Source organism: Priestia koreensis, from assembly GCF_001274935.1.
Taxonomy (GTDB): domain Bacteria; phylum Bacillota; class Bacilli; order Bacillales; family Bacillaceae_H; genus Bacillus_AG; species Bacillus_AG koreensis.
Genome location: NZ_LILC01000022.1, coordinates 1 through 14106, shown reverse-complemented (window position 1 = coordinate 14106; position 14106 = coordinate 1). Strand labels below are relative to the sequence as shown.

Sequence of the window (14106 nt, the reverse complement as noted above, 5' to 3'; positions counted from 1 at the left end):
AAGGGTTCACATCATCATATTCCGATGACGTGAACCCTTTTTTCGTTATTTTTGGCTAGTTATGTCCCAGCCTCTTTCTTATGAACTCTTATTTAAGATGAGAACGTTGTTTCATTGTTAAATACTTTCTCAATAAGCATATCACCATGAAAATTTATATGTTGATTTGGTTATTAAGTTCTTATGGGTTTCCATAAAAGAAATAACCTACGTACTTAAAACTATTAAATCATTACCTTTTCGTAAAATGGTTTTCCTAACTCATCAATTAAATTATGACGGTCACCATAGGTAAAAAGATATAACTGTTTCATCGCACGAGACATACCCACATACAGCAAACGTCGCTCAATATCCCAGTCAAAATCATCCCCTAAGCGCTCATAAGTAGGTGGATCTACTACATCTGTTATAAATACATACTTAAACTCTAATCCTTTTGCTGTGTGTAGAGTTGTTAACTTAACACCCGGCTCATGATGCGAACCTAGTTTTTCTTGGTCTCCTTTTTTAGCTGAAGACTGAATAAATTTGTAGTCTATTCTTTCTCTATTAAGTAGCTTTTGAACGTTATTCATGTGTTCTCTATTACGCGATAAAATTCCGATGACAGCATCTGGATCTTCCCGTTGAATAATTCTAATTGCTTCTGATAATGCTTGATGTTGACTTTCAATATCTTTAGAGAATATCACCTTTGGCTTTTGACCTTCCGCAGTTGGTAAATCTGGGCGTGTAAACTCCTCATCCTTGGAAATTTCATCTTTTTCTTGAATACTATACGCAAGCTCCATAATCTGTTTAGTGGAACGATAGGAGTTACGAAGTATCTTGGTACGTCTTCCTTTAATATTTAGACCTACGTCCTCCCATGTAAAGGAAGTGGTAAAGATTTTTTGACCTTTATCTGCTCCTACGATACGTGACTTGCGAGCAATTCCACAAAGAACCATTAAATTTACTTTCGTTAAATCTTGTGCTTCGTCAATAAATACGTGATCAAACTTTTGTTCGTCTGGAATTTTATCTAAATTACGTGATAATTGTAACCCCAAATCATCATAGTCTAACCTGTAGTCTCTTATTTTCTCATATTCTTCATATATTTTAAAAATTACTTCCCTATCCTCAGGGGTAACCCGCACCTTCCCACCTCGGCCCTTACGTGGCTCTTTCATATACTTCTCACGTTGACACAAATCTGAACCCTTAATCCAACTAATTTCTTCTTCAATAAACCCTTTTAGATCTTTATTGGTTATAAAGCGATGCTTTGGATAAATTGTGCTTACTTCTTTAATAGCATCACTTATGACTTGACGATTTGTCATATAGATTTTTCGTTTTCTAAAGACAAGACAGTATGTTCTCATTGCCCATGAATGGAAAGTTTTTACAGTGAGATTTGGTAGATTATATGATTCTAACTGTCTTTTTGCTGAATCTGATAATGGATTCCCATAGGAAAATACAGCGACTGTTTCGTTTGGATTTTTCTCTGCAACATCTCTTGCCTTTTTTAATAAGATAAGTGTTTTACCACTTCCTGCAATTCCACGGATTAGTAACTGACTACCCGAGTAGTTAATTACTTCTTTTTGTTGGTCTGAGTAAGTAATGGTTTTTTTCATTAAAGTTCTCCCCAAAAATCGTCATCGTTTGATAATTCTATCTGAATATCTTCCATATTACTTTCATCTTTCATTGCTCTAATATCTTTTTGTAATACGTCTCTAAATGCCGTCAAATCAATAGCAGATTCAACTAGATTTGACTGTACAGATTGCCAACTTGTTTGGACTTTCTCCCAAAAAGATAAATTCATACCTTTTCATCCTCCTTACGTAAATCAATAGAGAATGTGGCTTCATCACAATAATCAACATGAGGACAAAATCGACATTGATAACCCGGATTAGCAGGCAATGTCTGATGCTCTCCACTAACAAAGTCGCTTATATTTTTTGAAAAAGCATGCTTTGATCGTTCAAATAATTCTTCTTTATATCTATTCGTAAAGCCAGGGAATTGGAAATTTTTGCGCCTTTCCGTATAGAAATGTGTTTCTGTAACAGCCGTTTGCTTTTCTGAACCTCTAGTTCTAGAGGGATAAGCTTTTTTCGCAGCGATATACTTTTTAAAATTAGACCACTGAGGAAAAAGCTCACTTACTTCATTGTAGACAGTGTCAAACCCCTCTCGTGAACCTTTTGTAGCTACGCGAATAATTTCAGAGTACATAAATTGATGAATAAAATCGCTAGAAAACGTAGGGTATTCATCTAAAATGTAACTATAATAAAAACGCTTTGGACACAGCTCATATTCTGTTAAGAAATCTTCAAACGCTAATGTTTCCCATGCACGAGCATTATCATCGTCATCGATTAATTCCTTTGAAAAATTGTACGGCTGATACATTAGATCTTGCTGATTCTGTTTGAATGAAAAATCAACCTTCTTTAAGTCAAGTTGCTTAATATATAAGGCTGGTTGTAATTCATGCTGGTCTAACACGTTTTTGATCCATGATAACCTCATATTTTCCTGCGGTAAGTTTAACGCAATAAAAAACAAGTACCGTGAAATAAGCTTATTAGACCTGCTTCGAATAGTGTGTAACTGCAGGGCTAAGTGTTCCTCCCCTAAACGATCAAAGGTCTCTGTCTGAATGGGCCATGGAATTGCTTGTGCACTAAGAGGCAACGAGTTTTCATCAAGGCCTGCTAAATACACAGAGCAGTCCTGAGATTTAAACATTTCTCCATCAATTTCAATAAAATCTGTGATATAGTTCTCATCTTTGTCATCAAGCTTTCCACTTAAATAAAAATATAGAGCTGTTTTTAAATCTTCGTACAGGAAATCAGAGTCATCATCAATCTGATGGAGTTTCACCTTTAGATCTTTGATTAATTCTTTTTCATTTTCATTGGCAATTTGCTCAATACCCATACCATACTCATTTAAAATTGCTTGTACGCGTTGAAAATGAAGATGGATTTTACTATCGGTTGAATCAGCAAATAACACCTTTGTTATTTGTTCAATATTAGTCATAAATGTTTGTATCTGCTTGACACGATGTAACGGTACAGCAAAGTGGCCAATTTTTGCAAAGGGACTTCGAACACTTCGGAGAACTCGATTTTCTTTACTAATTGGAAATGCCTCTTCAATTGTTAGTCCCTGTTGAATAAGCTTCTCAATGCGTGAAATCCAATCATTAATGGTCATACACCCTTGGAAATAAGGAAGAAGTTGCTGTAAATCGTAAGTATAATTCTGTGCATTTTCCTGCGTGTTTTTATCATAGAGCCAGCCAGACGAAAATAGATCCATTAGTATTTCCTTATTCCAACAAAGTTTTCCATCATTATACGTCTGGTGGAGACTAACTAAAAAACGACCAATTGGATAGGATAAAAAGTTACGCTTCTTTTTATTAAGTTCTGGATAATAAGATAGCAACAGTTCATTTAGTTGCTCCGAGTTTGGTGAAATGATTTTTACGTCTTTTTGCTTTTCGTTCTGATCATTTTTTTCTTCATTGATAGGAAAGTTTGGCAAAATAACATCATGCAGAAAGTCAAAAAATGATGAATAAGCCGTAATAGGCTCCTCTCTTAACACATCTTGAACGTTCCTATTTTCAAAAGCGCTTAAGAATACATCAGCCACAGGCTCTGTTTGAAGAGCTTTTCCCTGATTATAATTCCAATTTTGAGGCGATGGCCACCCAAATCGGTCATTAACAAATGCTTTAATAAAATCAAACGTCTCTGCATAGCGATCATCATAATAATGAAAGAATGTTATATTAATTGATTGGTTACGAAAGATGTCCAGCACTACTTGCTGCTCAGGCGTAACAAAGTAGAAACCATGTAATACAATGTGTATATTTTCTGTCATTTCATCATTGCTTGTACCAGATAAAGTATCTATAACCTTCTGAATTAGCCTTTTTGAGATAGGACTATTTAACGCACTATAATGATCTATACTGGCCTTGTCTAAATCAATAAACTCCTCCCATATATCCTTGAATAACTTTTCTTTGTCTGTTTTAAGCCATTCACCTTGTAGATCGGTCGGTTTTATATTTCCTTGTACAAAAAAGCGAATGCTATCTAATAACTCCATTGCATTTGTACGAAATGCTTGTCGTATTTCGCTTTTCCCTTTTTTGAAATTAGCAATGATGGATGATAAGCGTAAATACTGTTGAAACTTGGTTTCCGAGCTGTACCATGTACGGTACAATTTTGTAATAAACTCCCGGAAAGAATAGATGTGCTTTAAATCATCACCATAGCGTTCTTTAATACCTACCTTTTGGTTATTAGTGGCACAAATGTGAATAGCATTTGAAAAGGATTCATATATTGGATGTTGTTCCCATCCTTTTGGTTGTGAATACGTATGCACTTGAACACTCATCTAGATCCTTCTCCCTTTTCAAATATGCCACCCTCTTTTAAAATAAGCGCCCAGCATTCATTTTTAATTTGGTGTGGTTTTGGCATTGTAATATATACACGCTGTTTGGCCCTCGTTAAAGCCACATAAAGTAAACGTGTCTCTTCTTTTAACTGTTCTTGGTCTTCATAAACTTTTAACGAGTCAAAATAACTATTTTGATATTCTCTAGTTACCTTAGAACCTTTTTTAACTTTTACTTTCCATCCAAATTTTCTCTTAAGGCCTTTTTTATTCTCCTCAGACGCTTCTTCTAAAAAGTATTTTTGCTCTACTGCATTGAATGGACTATAGGTTATTGGTAAAAATACTGTATGGTATTCAAGACCTTTTGATCGATGAACCGTTGTTATTTCTACTTGTGCTTTATTTTGCTCTAGAATTGGTTCATTTTCTGTACGATTGGTACTAATTTGTAGCTGTAGCCAATCACGTAAACCTTGAAGTGTAACATGTTTTGTAGAAAATTGACGTTCAATGAGAATCATTAAATGCTGTAGATTTTTTTCATACCTTAAAACAGCTAGTTCTACATCCTCTTTTACTGGTTCTTCTCCATCTTTTTGTTGGGATAGATGCATCTCCATGTACTTAGGCAAACGAGCAAATAGCTGCTTATCTTGAATGATTTTTTGAATAACCGTCATAGGAGCTAACGTTCGTAAGAGTAAAGCGTAATTAGGCAAATCATTATCTGTACGAGAATTAATAAATGATACCATTCTCTCTTTATTCCCACCGAATGGTAAAAGTACTTGATACGGGATATTAAGACCAAAATAAGGAGTCTCCAAGGCATTAACTAAAAACTTCGGTTCATGTGAGTATAGTAATCCATCTAATAACGCTTTAAAATGCAAAACCGTTGGGCTTATAAAGAACGTTCCGTCTAAATTTTCAGAGGTTGGAATGTTGTTTAATACGCAATAATCTTTGATCTTCTTTGCATGGCCATTCGTTCGAACGATAAAAGCAATCTTATCCTTTTTAGTGGGTAAGCTCTTAAGCGCTTTTTTAAAATCCTCTTCGTATTTTGATGATACATGCCAGTCATCATTAGGACAGTCTGACACCTTATTACTGATTAAACGATCTGTCTGTTTGTAAGTTAGCCATCCTTTTTTATCCCATTTTTCAAACAACGGATGCATTTTTTCTAATATAGAACTTGAGCTACGATAATTGATTTGCAATTCAGTCTCTGTATAACGCACCCCATGTGTCACATCTTGTAGTTCTCTAAAGGATTTATAGTCTGCCCCTCGGAATCGATAAATGGCTTGTTTAATATCTCCTACTACAAATAAACGGTACTGTAAGAATTTCTGGAGACTAGCTAAAAGCTCAATTTGTACTGCATCACTATCTTGAAACTCATCAACAAATATGAAGTGTCCGCTCGATAATTGCTTCATTTTTTCAGGATCACTTGTAAATGATTTTAGTTTACGAATTAAATCACCCATTGTAATAGCATTTTCTGCTCTTTTTATTTCATCAATGCGATCCTCGCAATGACTGAAGATATACTTCAGTAGCGCTTGAATAATTTGTTCTTCTTTCTGACCTACAGTACCCCAGTCAATGTTTTTAATTTCTTCCGCACTTAGACCTTTCTTCTCCATCTCTTCCCACATATCGTAAACAAGATTAATGAAGTCATAATCCTCTATCTTTGTTTTTAAAAACTGATCTGCAGGTCTACTCGAGAAAAACTCATCTAATAATTCTTGAATAAGAAGGGTTTTGTTAAATTTAAAGCTGCGCAACCCTACGTTTTGACCATATCCAATTTCATGAGCTAACTGCTTAAGAATTGAGCTTGCAAAGGAGTGAATGGTACTTATTTGCATGTCCTTTACTTCTTCGGCAAATGACAAGAACTGAGCACGTTTCGTTAACTTAAATAAGAGAATAAACTTTTCTTCTAAGCGTTTTTTCATTTCATTCGTGGAAGCATTTGTAAAAGTAATCATAGTAATTAGTTTTAAAGGAACGCCACCATTCATTAATAAGAACAAGATGCGGTCGATCATAACATGGGTCTTACCAGTCCCAGCTCCTGCAGTTATAATTTGATGATTGTCCACTGGCTGGTGAATAGCTTTAAACTGTCCTTTATTAAATGCAGGAAAGTGAAGTCCAAGTTGATCAAGTAGCTCCTCTGAAACATCTTCTCCGTCCACGTAGCACCCTGTTGATATACGATTGGAAACACCGCCGGCCTTTCCCTTGTACAGGTTTAACTGAAAAGATTCTACATGCTTACTGTAATGTTCAATGTGTTGTGAAACATCTAAGTCCGTATAAGAGAGTAAGTAAATCTTTGTTCCACTTTTTAAAGCCTTCATTATTTCTTCTTTATAGCCTTGAAAATCACCAGAACTCTGCACAATATAGAGGCGAGAAAAAGGCAACTGTTTTTGTAAAGTAATCTGCTGATGTTTCGTCTCTTGTATGCCTAAATGCTGCTTAATTTTCTCCATATCAAAATCGCTAAGCGGCTCTTTAACTTTTGATAATTTAAATGTCTGCATCTTTTTTATTAGACGACTTTTATCTTCTAGATCTTCTTTGAATAACGGTAAAGGAGTATGTATAAGTTCGTGAAAACCTTTTTGGCGCCATTGTTCCTGCGTAATATTAGGTAGCGCTACAAAAGCGCGCTTACACAAACGTCCATACAGCAAAGGGTTCTTTTCCAAGTGTTTGCATAGCATATGTAACTGACTCTCTGCCTGTTGATAAGGACCTCCTTTGTCTTCATAAAAGTTTGTGTATGACCACTCATGGCCATTAATTGAATTAATTTGATTAATTGTAATGCCTTTAACCTCTATAACGCATACACCCAAATCTTGATTAACAATCAATATATCAATCTCTCGACGACCAGAGGAATTTTCAAAAAACATGGGATAATGATGAAAAGCGATTGTTTCATTTGGATCGACAGTTTTTGTAATCGCATTCCAAACGCACAGTTCAGCGTCTAGACCGGGCGCTTTTTTTAATGTAGTTGGAACAAACAAGAAGAAGTCCCCTTTCTTTTAGGAGATTATTAAGATATAAACTTTTGAAAGTTTATATCTTAGAATAATTATAACCCTTTAATTACAAAATTTACATATGTTGATAATAATTAGAATACTTTATTTGTTATTTAATACATATTTCTAAATTTTGAAAGCTCCACTTAATTGACATTTTTTCACTTTAATATTAAGATTGGTCAAACAAAGTCAAATTTATATTTTTTTAAAGAAGGAGCTTATTAAAGATGACATTTTTAAAAAAAGTGCCGTTACCAAAAGAAATATTAACCGAAGCATTAATTCTTAAAAGTCTTAATTCTACTGATATTATAAATGAACATTTTTCAATCACGGATTTACCTTTTAATCAAATAGGTACTATGGCAGATATGCCAGCAGCAACAGTTGTTTTCGATTTATCTGGTTCAACATTAAATATACGTGACAGAGGCGCAAAAGCTTTTGCAGCAGAAGCTCAATACCTTTTCAAAAAATCAACAGATATTATTTATGAACACAAAGGTATTATCGAAAAATTCCCTGGCGACGGAATAAGTATGCACTTTCCAGCAAATGAATTGGGTAGGGATGTAGCAATTTCTAATGCATGTACAGCTATTCTTGAAATGGATTACTTTATAAGGAAGGAGCTAAAACTCGATAGAGACAGATTTCGATTTACTCTAACATACGGAGAAGACACAATCATAACATCCTTTGGAAGTGAGAAGCATCTTGAACTAATCTCTATTGGAGATGCAGTAAACGTTGCCCATAAGTTGGAGAAGCATGTTAAAGATAAAGCATGTTTTTTAGGAGTGGATTACAAATGCATTAACGTGGCAAAAAAGGTTTTAAATCAATATTTGTTTGAAGAATATTGCATGCCTTCTGAATTAATAACAAGAACAACGAGCATTCTATTCCCATCTGAAAGTTGGTATGGACTGCAATATTAATGTATCTATAAACTATATAGATACATTATGTAGTCCTGAAATTACCACTACTTTTGTAATGGAAATTAGGAACATTTTAAACAAATTAGTTTTTAATATCTAGTTAAGAAACTGGTTATTTCTTTATATCATAAATAGGATTTTGTATTTTCAAGTAATTTTGATAATAATCTCAAGCGGCTACTATATAGCATTGAATCGTTTTAAATGCTATAGGCTTGTCATCATCCGTATGACTTAATCGATTAGATAGTAAATTAGATAGGGAATAAAATGATCTAATTATTATCAATAATATTCACATACTATAATCTAATTAGAATGTGTAGAGGTGCATAAATTTGGGGAAAATTGATAACGAAAAACTTTTTGATTATAATAAGCACAACCTTGTCTATATAAGTGATTATATTAAGTTAGCAGATCAAAAGGCAAGTGTTCTCTTAACGGTAAATATTGCGCTAATAGGTTTCATCTTTAATTTTTTAAAAAAATCCGACCTAAATATAAATATTATTAATAAAGTATTTATAATACTTGGTGTTATAAGTTTAATAATTTCAGGTTCTATAATAATTCTTAAAATTATTTGGCCAAGATATAACCTAGATGCAAATCATTATATGTCATGGGCAGGTATTTCTGCTCATTCAAACGAAGATATATACATAGACAAAGTCGTTAACAAAGAATTCACGGACTTTGTGCAAGATATGCTAAAACAAAATTTCGACTTAGCAATTGTTTGCAAAGCAAAATATAAATTTTTAAAAATAAGTACTTGGTTTTTTATTATAGGTCTTCTAGTAACAGGTATAGCATGGTTATTAGATAAATAGAAGAGACTCATACTGAGCCTCTTCTATTTATGAATGTATGGATTTAAAAGCTTCGACAGCTCTAGATACAGTATGAGCAAAGTCATCTACATAATCATCTTTTTCAATAGTACTAAGATCCTTTGGATTAAACCACTTTATTTCTGAATGATTAGCTCTAGAGTATAGATCCGTTACATCCCTTGGGTTTAGAACTCTTGCTATAAATATTATACCTGGAATTTTTCTCCCTTCTGATTTGTCTTCCATGATATATGTACTTATAGGTGTTAGTTTTGAATAAAAGTCTAATTCTGCACCAAAGTCCTCTTTATAACTCTCTTTTAAGCAGTCTGAAAAATCTTGTGATTTTTTCAATTGACCGCAACCAAACTCCCAAATATTAGGTAACCTTCTTTTGTTTGATGGACGTTTAGCGATAAGTATATGTCCTTCATTATTAAAACAAACTGCTACGCAATGTACCTCCACCTGATTGTACTGGGAAACACTGGGTAAGACATTAATAGGTTCACTTTGCTTCATACATGTCTCTATACTTTTAACTTTTTCTAGATTATCTACTTCAGTAAAAATCTTTTTTAATCTATCAATCTTCATTTCGGATGAAAATTCTTTACTTATAATTTTTTTAACGATATCAGAATTAAAATGTTCATCGTATAGAAACATTTCATCTGGTTTATCCCAAGACTCGTGATACCATATTATAGGATAATGTCTATCATTCCATATCCCTTTTAACTTTTCATAAGTTACTATTCTAAGACTGTCTAAAACGTTATAATTGAAATCCTCTTCAATGATTCCACGTTCTTTGTAAAGTAAATAGGCTAATTCTGCACTAATTATCACTTTATCTCTTTGCGCAAATTTGGCAATTCTAAATCCTAAGTCTATATCTGAACCTAAAAAATCTACATTCCTTTTCTGACCTATATCAAAGTTAATAATTAAATTATTCAAAATCGTTTCACTTTCAGTAAGATCCTGTGACTCTACATAAGTAGCTTCTGCGATCCACAAAGTTGATTTTATAAATAAAAGATTTTTTGTTTCCGCATACTTGCTATTTAAAGCTTCTAAGACTACTTTTATTACTCTATGTGCAATTCTAGGCACATCATACAAATCAGATATTTTATCAATTTGTTTATAAAATAAAATTTCGTCACCAGCATATCGCCATACTTTACTATTAATAAAACTTTTTAAAGCATGGTTTTCGACTAGTTCATAAAATCTACGGAATATAACTGGCCATTTATTTGGATAAAGCGACTTAAATGCTGTAGAGTTGACTAAATCAAAAGAAACAAATAGAAAGGCTCCTTTTTTATTTATTTTGTTATTTGAGCTTCTAACTAAATCTAAAGCAAGCAATTCTCTTAACAAATCCGCTTTTTCAGACATTAAATTCCTCCAAATAACCCAAGTATTTTCCCTCTATATGAAACTGCCTGCGTTGAAACATTAAAGTACTTGGCTATTTCTTCAATATTATAAAATTCACCATTTAAATTCTGCTTAGAAATATTAAGAAATTCTTCCAAAGGCATTAGCAAGCAAGCAGCAAACTCATTGGCTTCAAATTCTTCAAGATTGTAACCATATCTATAATACACTGAGTCAATATATTCGTTGGTACTATTCCATTTTTCAGGGTTAATTAGATAACCCATATGAAGGAATAAATGCCCCAGCTCATGAGCTATAGAGAACCTTTGTCTCTTAGGATATCGATTAGGATCAATTGTAATAACAAAAGAATCTTCTACTTTTTCGATCTTAGCTTCCATATTCTCATCGATATTTGCAGACTCAATTATTTTTCCTCCTAAACGTTCAACTAATAATTCTAGGTTAATAGGAGTTTGTAATTTTAATGTCTCTCTAATAACTCTTGTCACGTCAGCAATATATTCTTTCATTATTTTTTCCATAAATTCTCCCTTCTTATTTTTTCTGTTTTTTTATAGAATTAATTCAGAGTTTCTTAGGTATTATAGGTATTGGTATTGGTATTCTTAAAAATTAATAAATTATTTCTGTTTTAATACAGTAGGCCTTTAATTAAAATTTCCCTACAGCATCTCAATACGAACTCTATATTGTTAACATTACATTCTGACTTAGAAATATCTCACATTTATTAAGTTTTTTATTATTTACAACTCCTTATATGGACTAAATTATATACTAATTTAGAGAAAAATAATAAAAATTTATGAATTTCTTCAACTAATTTTTCAAAAAAATCCACCTTTTATTCATGGAAAACAAATTTGAAGTACAATTTAGTTATTTATCTATACAAAATTTGTTCTAATCCAGATCCCACCGCTTTCACAGGTACATCCTTATGCCCTACACCCGTCCCTAATAGATTAAAGACACGGTATTCATATTTGCCTCGCACTTCAATTTCAAAGGTTTGGTCCATGTTTACCGCATTCGCTGGATGAATCACTTCCCAATCAGTAGAAGACATGTTGAACTCTTTCATTCGCTTTTCCACCTTGTCTTGCACTTCACTTGTATATCCTCCATACTTAGCCGTTTGCTGTATCGCATATTCTTTCAGCTCATTGGCTTGTACAGCACGCGTCGCATGAGCGGAAAACTTCGGGCTAAACATGGCGAGCGCCCATAAAAAGATGACAAAAATCGCTACACTTACACCTTCAGACATTTTCCTTCCTCCCTCTTCCTTGACTACATATCTGAGAACATATTGAACATCGTGAGAAAGAGGGATAGTTTATGGTAAATTGTTATATTCTTAGCCACAAATTTTGAACGTAAAAGCCCCTGTCCTTAATAGAATAGGGGCTATCTTTCGCTTATTTTCCTAATCTGGCTTTTTGCTCACTTATGTGTAGTGCTATTTCATATTCCCTATTTGGTATCAGAGGAGTAATTTCAGAATTGATCAACTTAGCTAACTCATCTTCATCTATTTTTCCAGAATAAAATTTTTCATGTAGAACTTGATATTTATTTTGTATTTCCTTAAAGTAATCTCCACTAGATGATTTTTCTTTAGCTTTTGGGTCAGTAAATTTAAAGTTGGACGGTGGAGGATCTGGGAATTCTATTTTTTCAGCAAATATAGGTGAACCTAACAATAAAGATATCATTACTATGACTAAAGTGCTGACTAATTTTACAGGTCTTTTTTCCATTTAAATTTTCCCCTTCGCCAATTATGATAACATACTTTTTTTATTATGCCTCTAATTTGATAATTACATTTGTTTCGCATGCAAAAAAAATGTAATTACTTTGTGATTTAATAAAGGAAAAATTGCTTTACTCACCAGTGCTATGACACTGTTACTAAGTGTTCCATCATTTGCTGATGAAGAAGTAATTAACGACAATGCTAATGTGAGTGATTATGAAAATTTGAACTCGGATATATCTGGCGATAGTTCAAATATCACCGATTTTTCTCCAACGTCACCTGGTTATGTTTTTACTAATCCAACTGCAAAAGTTAAATCATTAAATGGTGATTTTTATACTCAAATAAGAAGTGAACTACAAAGTATTACTGAAAAATTTTATAATGGATTAATTACTGAAGATCAAATGGCTAACTTAATTCAAAGCAATATTTCCCCTAAATTAGCAACAAGAGATGATGAAGTAGCGTTGCAGCTTAGTGAACAATCATTATCGGTTTACTATCTAATAGCGGGATCGCCCCCAGGTGTAGATCATACATTGTACTATTTTGAAACAAATACAAGAGAATCACTACTGTTCTCAAAATACCCAAAAAATGCTTCTAAAACTGTATCTGCTGCATTTGTTGCAACAAAAGAATCTAAGGCGAGATATAATATCAAGGCAATGGAGATGCTTTTAGACATTCGTATTGGTCAGCTCTTCTAACTAAAAGAATTAGTAGAGATTGGGCATATAAAGAAGGTTATGCTCATGAAAATCTTTACCCAGGATAAGGTACTTCTTATATAGATAGCCAAATGGATATTGTTAATAACTATAGAGGTCGTGTAGATGGGACAGCAAATATTAATCGTTCTGATGCAGAAATAGCTACTACAATCGCCAATTCAGTATCGCAAAGATACAAAGTGAGATCTCGTATTTATTATTCTTCATCTTCTGATTTATCTCAAGGAATTCCAAGAGTTCCAACAAAGTTTCTTACCAAACTTGTAACTACATCCGATGGTGGTAGACAGTACTAGTAGAGTGTCCATTCCGTACAGAGGAATATCATATTTCAAAGAGGCCGGGACATAACTAGCCTCTTTATTTCTCATTCATTTTTAAAAATGCTGATTTCAACGATATAAAACCTGTCCTAATCCAGACCCCACTGCTTTTACAGGTACATTCTTATGCCCCACACCTGTCCCTAATAGATTAAAGGCACGGTATTCATATTTTCCTCGCACTTCAATTTCAAAGGTTTGGTCCATGTTCACCGCATTTGTTGGATGAATGATTTCCTAATCAGCAGAAGACATGTTGAACTCTTTCATTCTTTTTTCCACCTTTGCTTATAATTCGCTTGTATATCCCCTATACTTAGCCGTTTACTGTATCTTATATTCTTTTAGCTCATTACACGTGTGGCATGCGCTGCGAACTCTGGACTAAACATGACGAGTGCCCACAAAAATGGCGAATAACGCTATACTTACACCTTCAGACATTTCCTTCCTCAGTCCTATTTGAACACCTACGGGTACTTTTTTACCCTTTATTCTCTCAATAAAAAGGAAACAAATATTTATAATAGAATTTATATTCTAT

The 14106-nt window shown here is 33.4% G+C and carries 12 protein-coding genes and 1 pseudogene; 4 read left to right on the top strand and 9 right to left on the bottom strand.

The window, feature by feature from the left end:
- Positions 1-224: 224 nt before the first annotated feature.
- The 4 genes from AMD01_RS16170 to AMD01_RS16155 are packed head-to-tail and all read right to left on the bottom strand — an operon-like array spanning position 225 to position 7514.
- On the bottom strand, positions 225-1631 hold the full coding sequence (locus tag AMD01_RS16170; protein WP_053402483.1) for a 3'-5' exonuclease: 1407 nt from the start codon (positions 1629-1631) through the stop codon (positions 225-227).
- Positions 1631-1825 (bottom strand): hypothetical protein, encoded by a 195-nt coding sequence (locus tag AMD01_RS16165; protein WP_053402482.1) that lies wholly within the window; start codon positions 1823-1825, stop codon positions 1631-1633. The genes AMD01_RS16170 and AMD01_RS16165 overlap by 1 nt, the downstream gene beginning before the upstream one ends.
- Positions 1822-4443 carry a PD-(D/E)XK nuclease family protein gene (locus AMD01_RS16160; protein ID WP_053402481.1) on the bottom strand — a complete coding sequence of 874 codons (2622 nt, stop codon included), beginning with the start codon at positions 4441-4443 and terminating at the stop codon, positions 1822-1824. Before AMD01_RS16160 ends, AMD01_RS16165 begins: the two co-directional genes overlap by 4 nt.
- Complete coding sequence (locus AMD01_RS16155) at positions 4440-7514, bottom strand: UvrD-helicase domain-containing protein (protein ID WP_053402480.1); 3075 nt, start codon at positions 7512-7514, stop codon at positions 4440-4442. Before AMD01_RS16155 ends, AMD01_RS16160 begins: the two co-directional genes overlap by 4 nt.
- Before the next feature lie 248 nt (positions 7515-7762).
- Here AMD01_RS16155 and AMD01_RS16150 point away from each other — a divergent pair, with 248 nt between their 5' ends.
- Together AMD01_RS16150 and AMD01_RS16145 are read left to right on the top strand one after the other, a co-directional pair.
- Entirely contained in the window at positions 7763-8476 is a 714-nt protein-coding gene (locus AMD01_RS16150; RefSeq protein WP_053402479.1) for a hypothetical protein, read from the top strand.
- A gap of 341 nt (positions 8477-8817) precedes the next feature.
- Complete coding sequence (locus AMD01_RS16145; protein ID WP_053402478.1) at positions 8818-9315, top strand: Pycsar system effector family protein; 498 nt, start codon at positions 8818-8820, stop codon at positions 9313-9315.
- A 27-nt stretch (positions 9316-9342) separates the two neighbouring features.
- Here the strand turns inward: AMD01_RS16145 and AMD01_RS16140 are convergent, their stop codons facing one another.
- The 4 genes from AMD01_RS16140 to AMD01_RS16125 form a co-directional block, all read right to left on the bottom strand.
- Positions 9343-10728 (bottom strand): NUDIX hydrolase, encoded by a 1386-nt coding sequence (locus AMD01_RS16140; RefSeq protein WP_053402477.1) that lies wholly within the window; start codon positions 10726-10728, stop codon positions 9343-9345.
- A complete protein-coding gene (locus AMD01_RS16135; RefSeq protein ID WP_053402476.1) occupies positions 10728-11258 on the bottom strand; it encodes an ImmA/IrrE family metallo-endopeptidase in 531 nt (176 codons plus the stop codon). The genes AMD01_RS16140 and AMD01_RS16135 overlap by 1 nt, the downstream gene beginning before the upstream one ends.
- A 362-nt stretch (positions 11259-11620) precedes the next feature.
- A complete protein-coding gene (locus AMD01_RS16130) occupies positions 11621-12007 on the bottom strand; it encodes a hypothetical protein (RefSeq protein ID WP_053402475.1) in 387 nt (128 codons plus the stop codon).
- 151 nt (positions 12008-12158) lie between these two features.
- Positions 12159-12500, bottom strand: a complete 342-nt coding sequence (locus tag AMD01_RS16125) for a hypothetical protein (protein ID WP_053402474.1) — start codon at positions 12498-12500, stop codon at positions 12159-12161.
- 142 nt (positions 12501-12642) lie between these two features.
- Here AMD01_RS16125 and AMD01_RS16120 point away from each other — a divergent pair, with 142 nt between their 5' ends.
- A complete protein-coding gene (locus tag AMD01_RS16120) occupies positions 12643-13215 on the top strand; it encodes a hypothetical protein (protein ID WP_053402473.1) in 573 nt (190 codons plus the stop codon).
- A gap of 2 nt (positions 13216-13217) precedes the next feature.
- Positions 13218-13283 (top strand): annotated as a pseudogene (locus AMD01_RS25095) (hypothetical protein); the annotation flags it as partial.
- A gap of 348 nt (positions 13284-13631) precedes the next feature.
- Here the strand turns inward: AMD01_RS25095 and AMD01_RS24245 are convergent.
- Positions 13632-13769, bottom strand: a complete 138-nt coding sequence (locus tag AMD01_RS24245; protein WP_157052773.1) for a hypothetical protein — start codon at positions 13767-13769, stop codon at positions 13632-13634.
- Positions 13770-14106 lie beyond the last annotated feature (337 nt).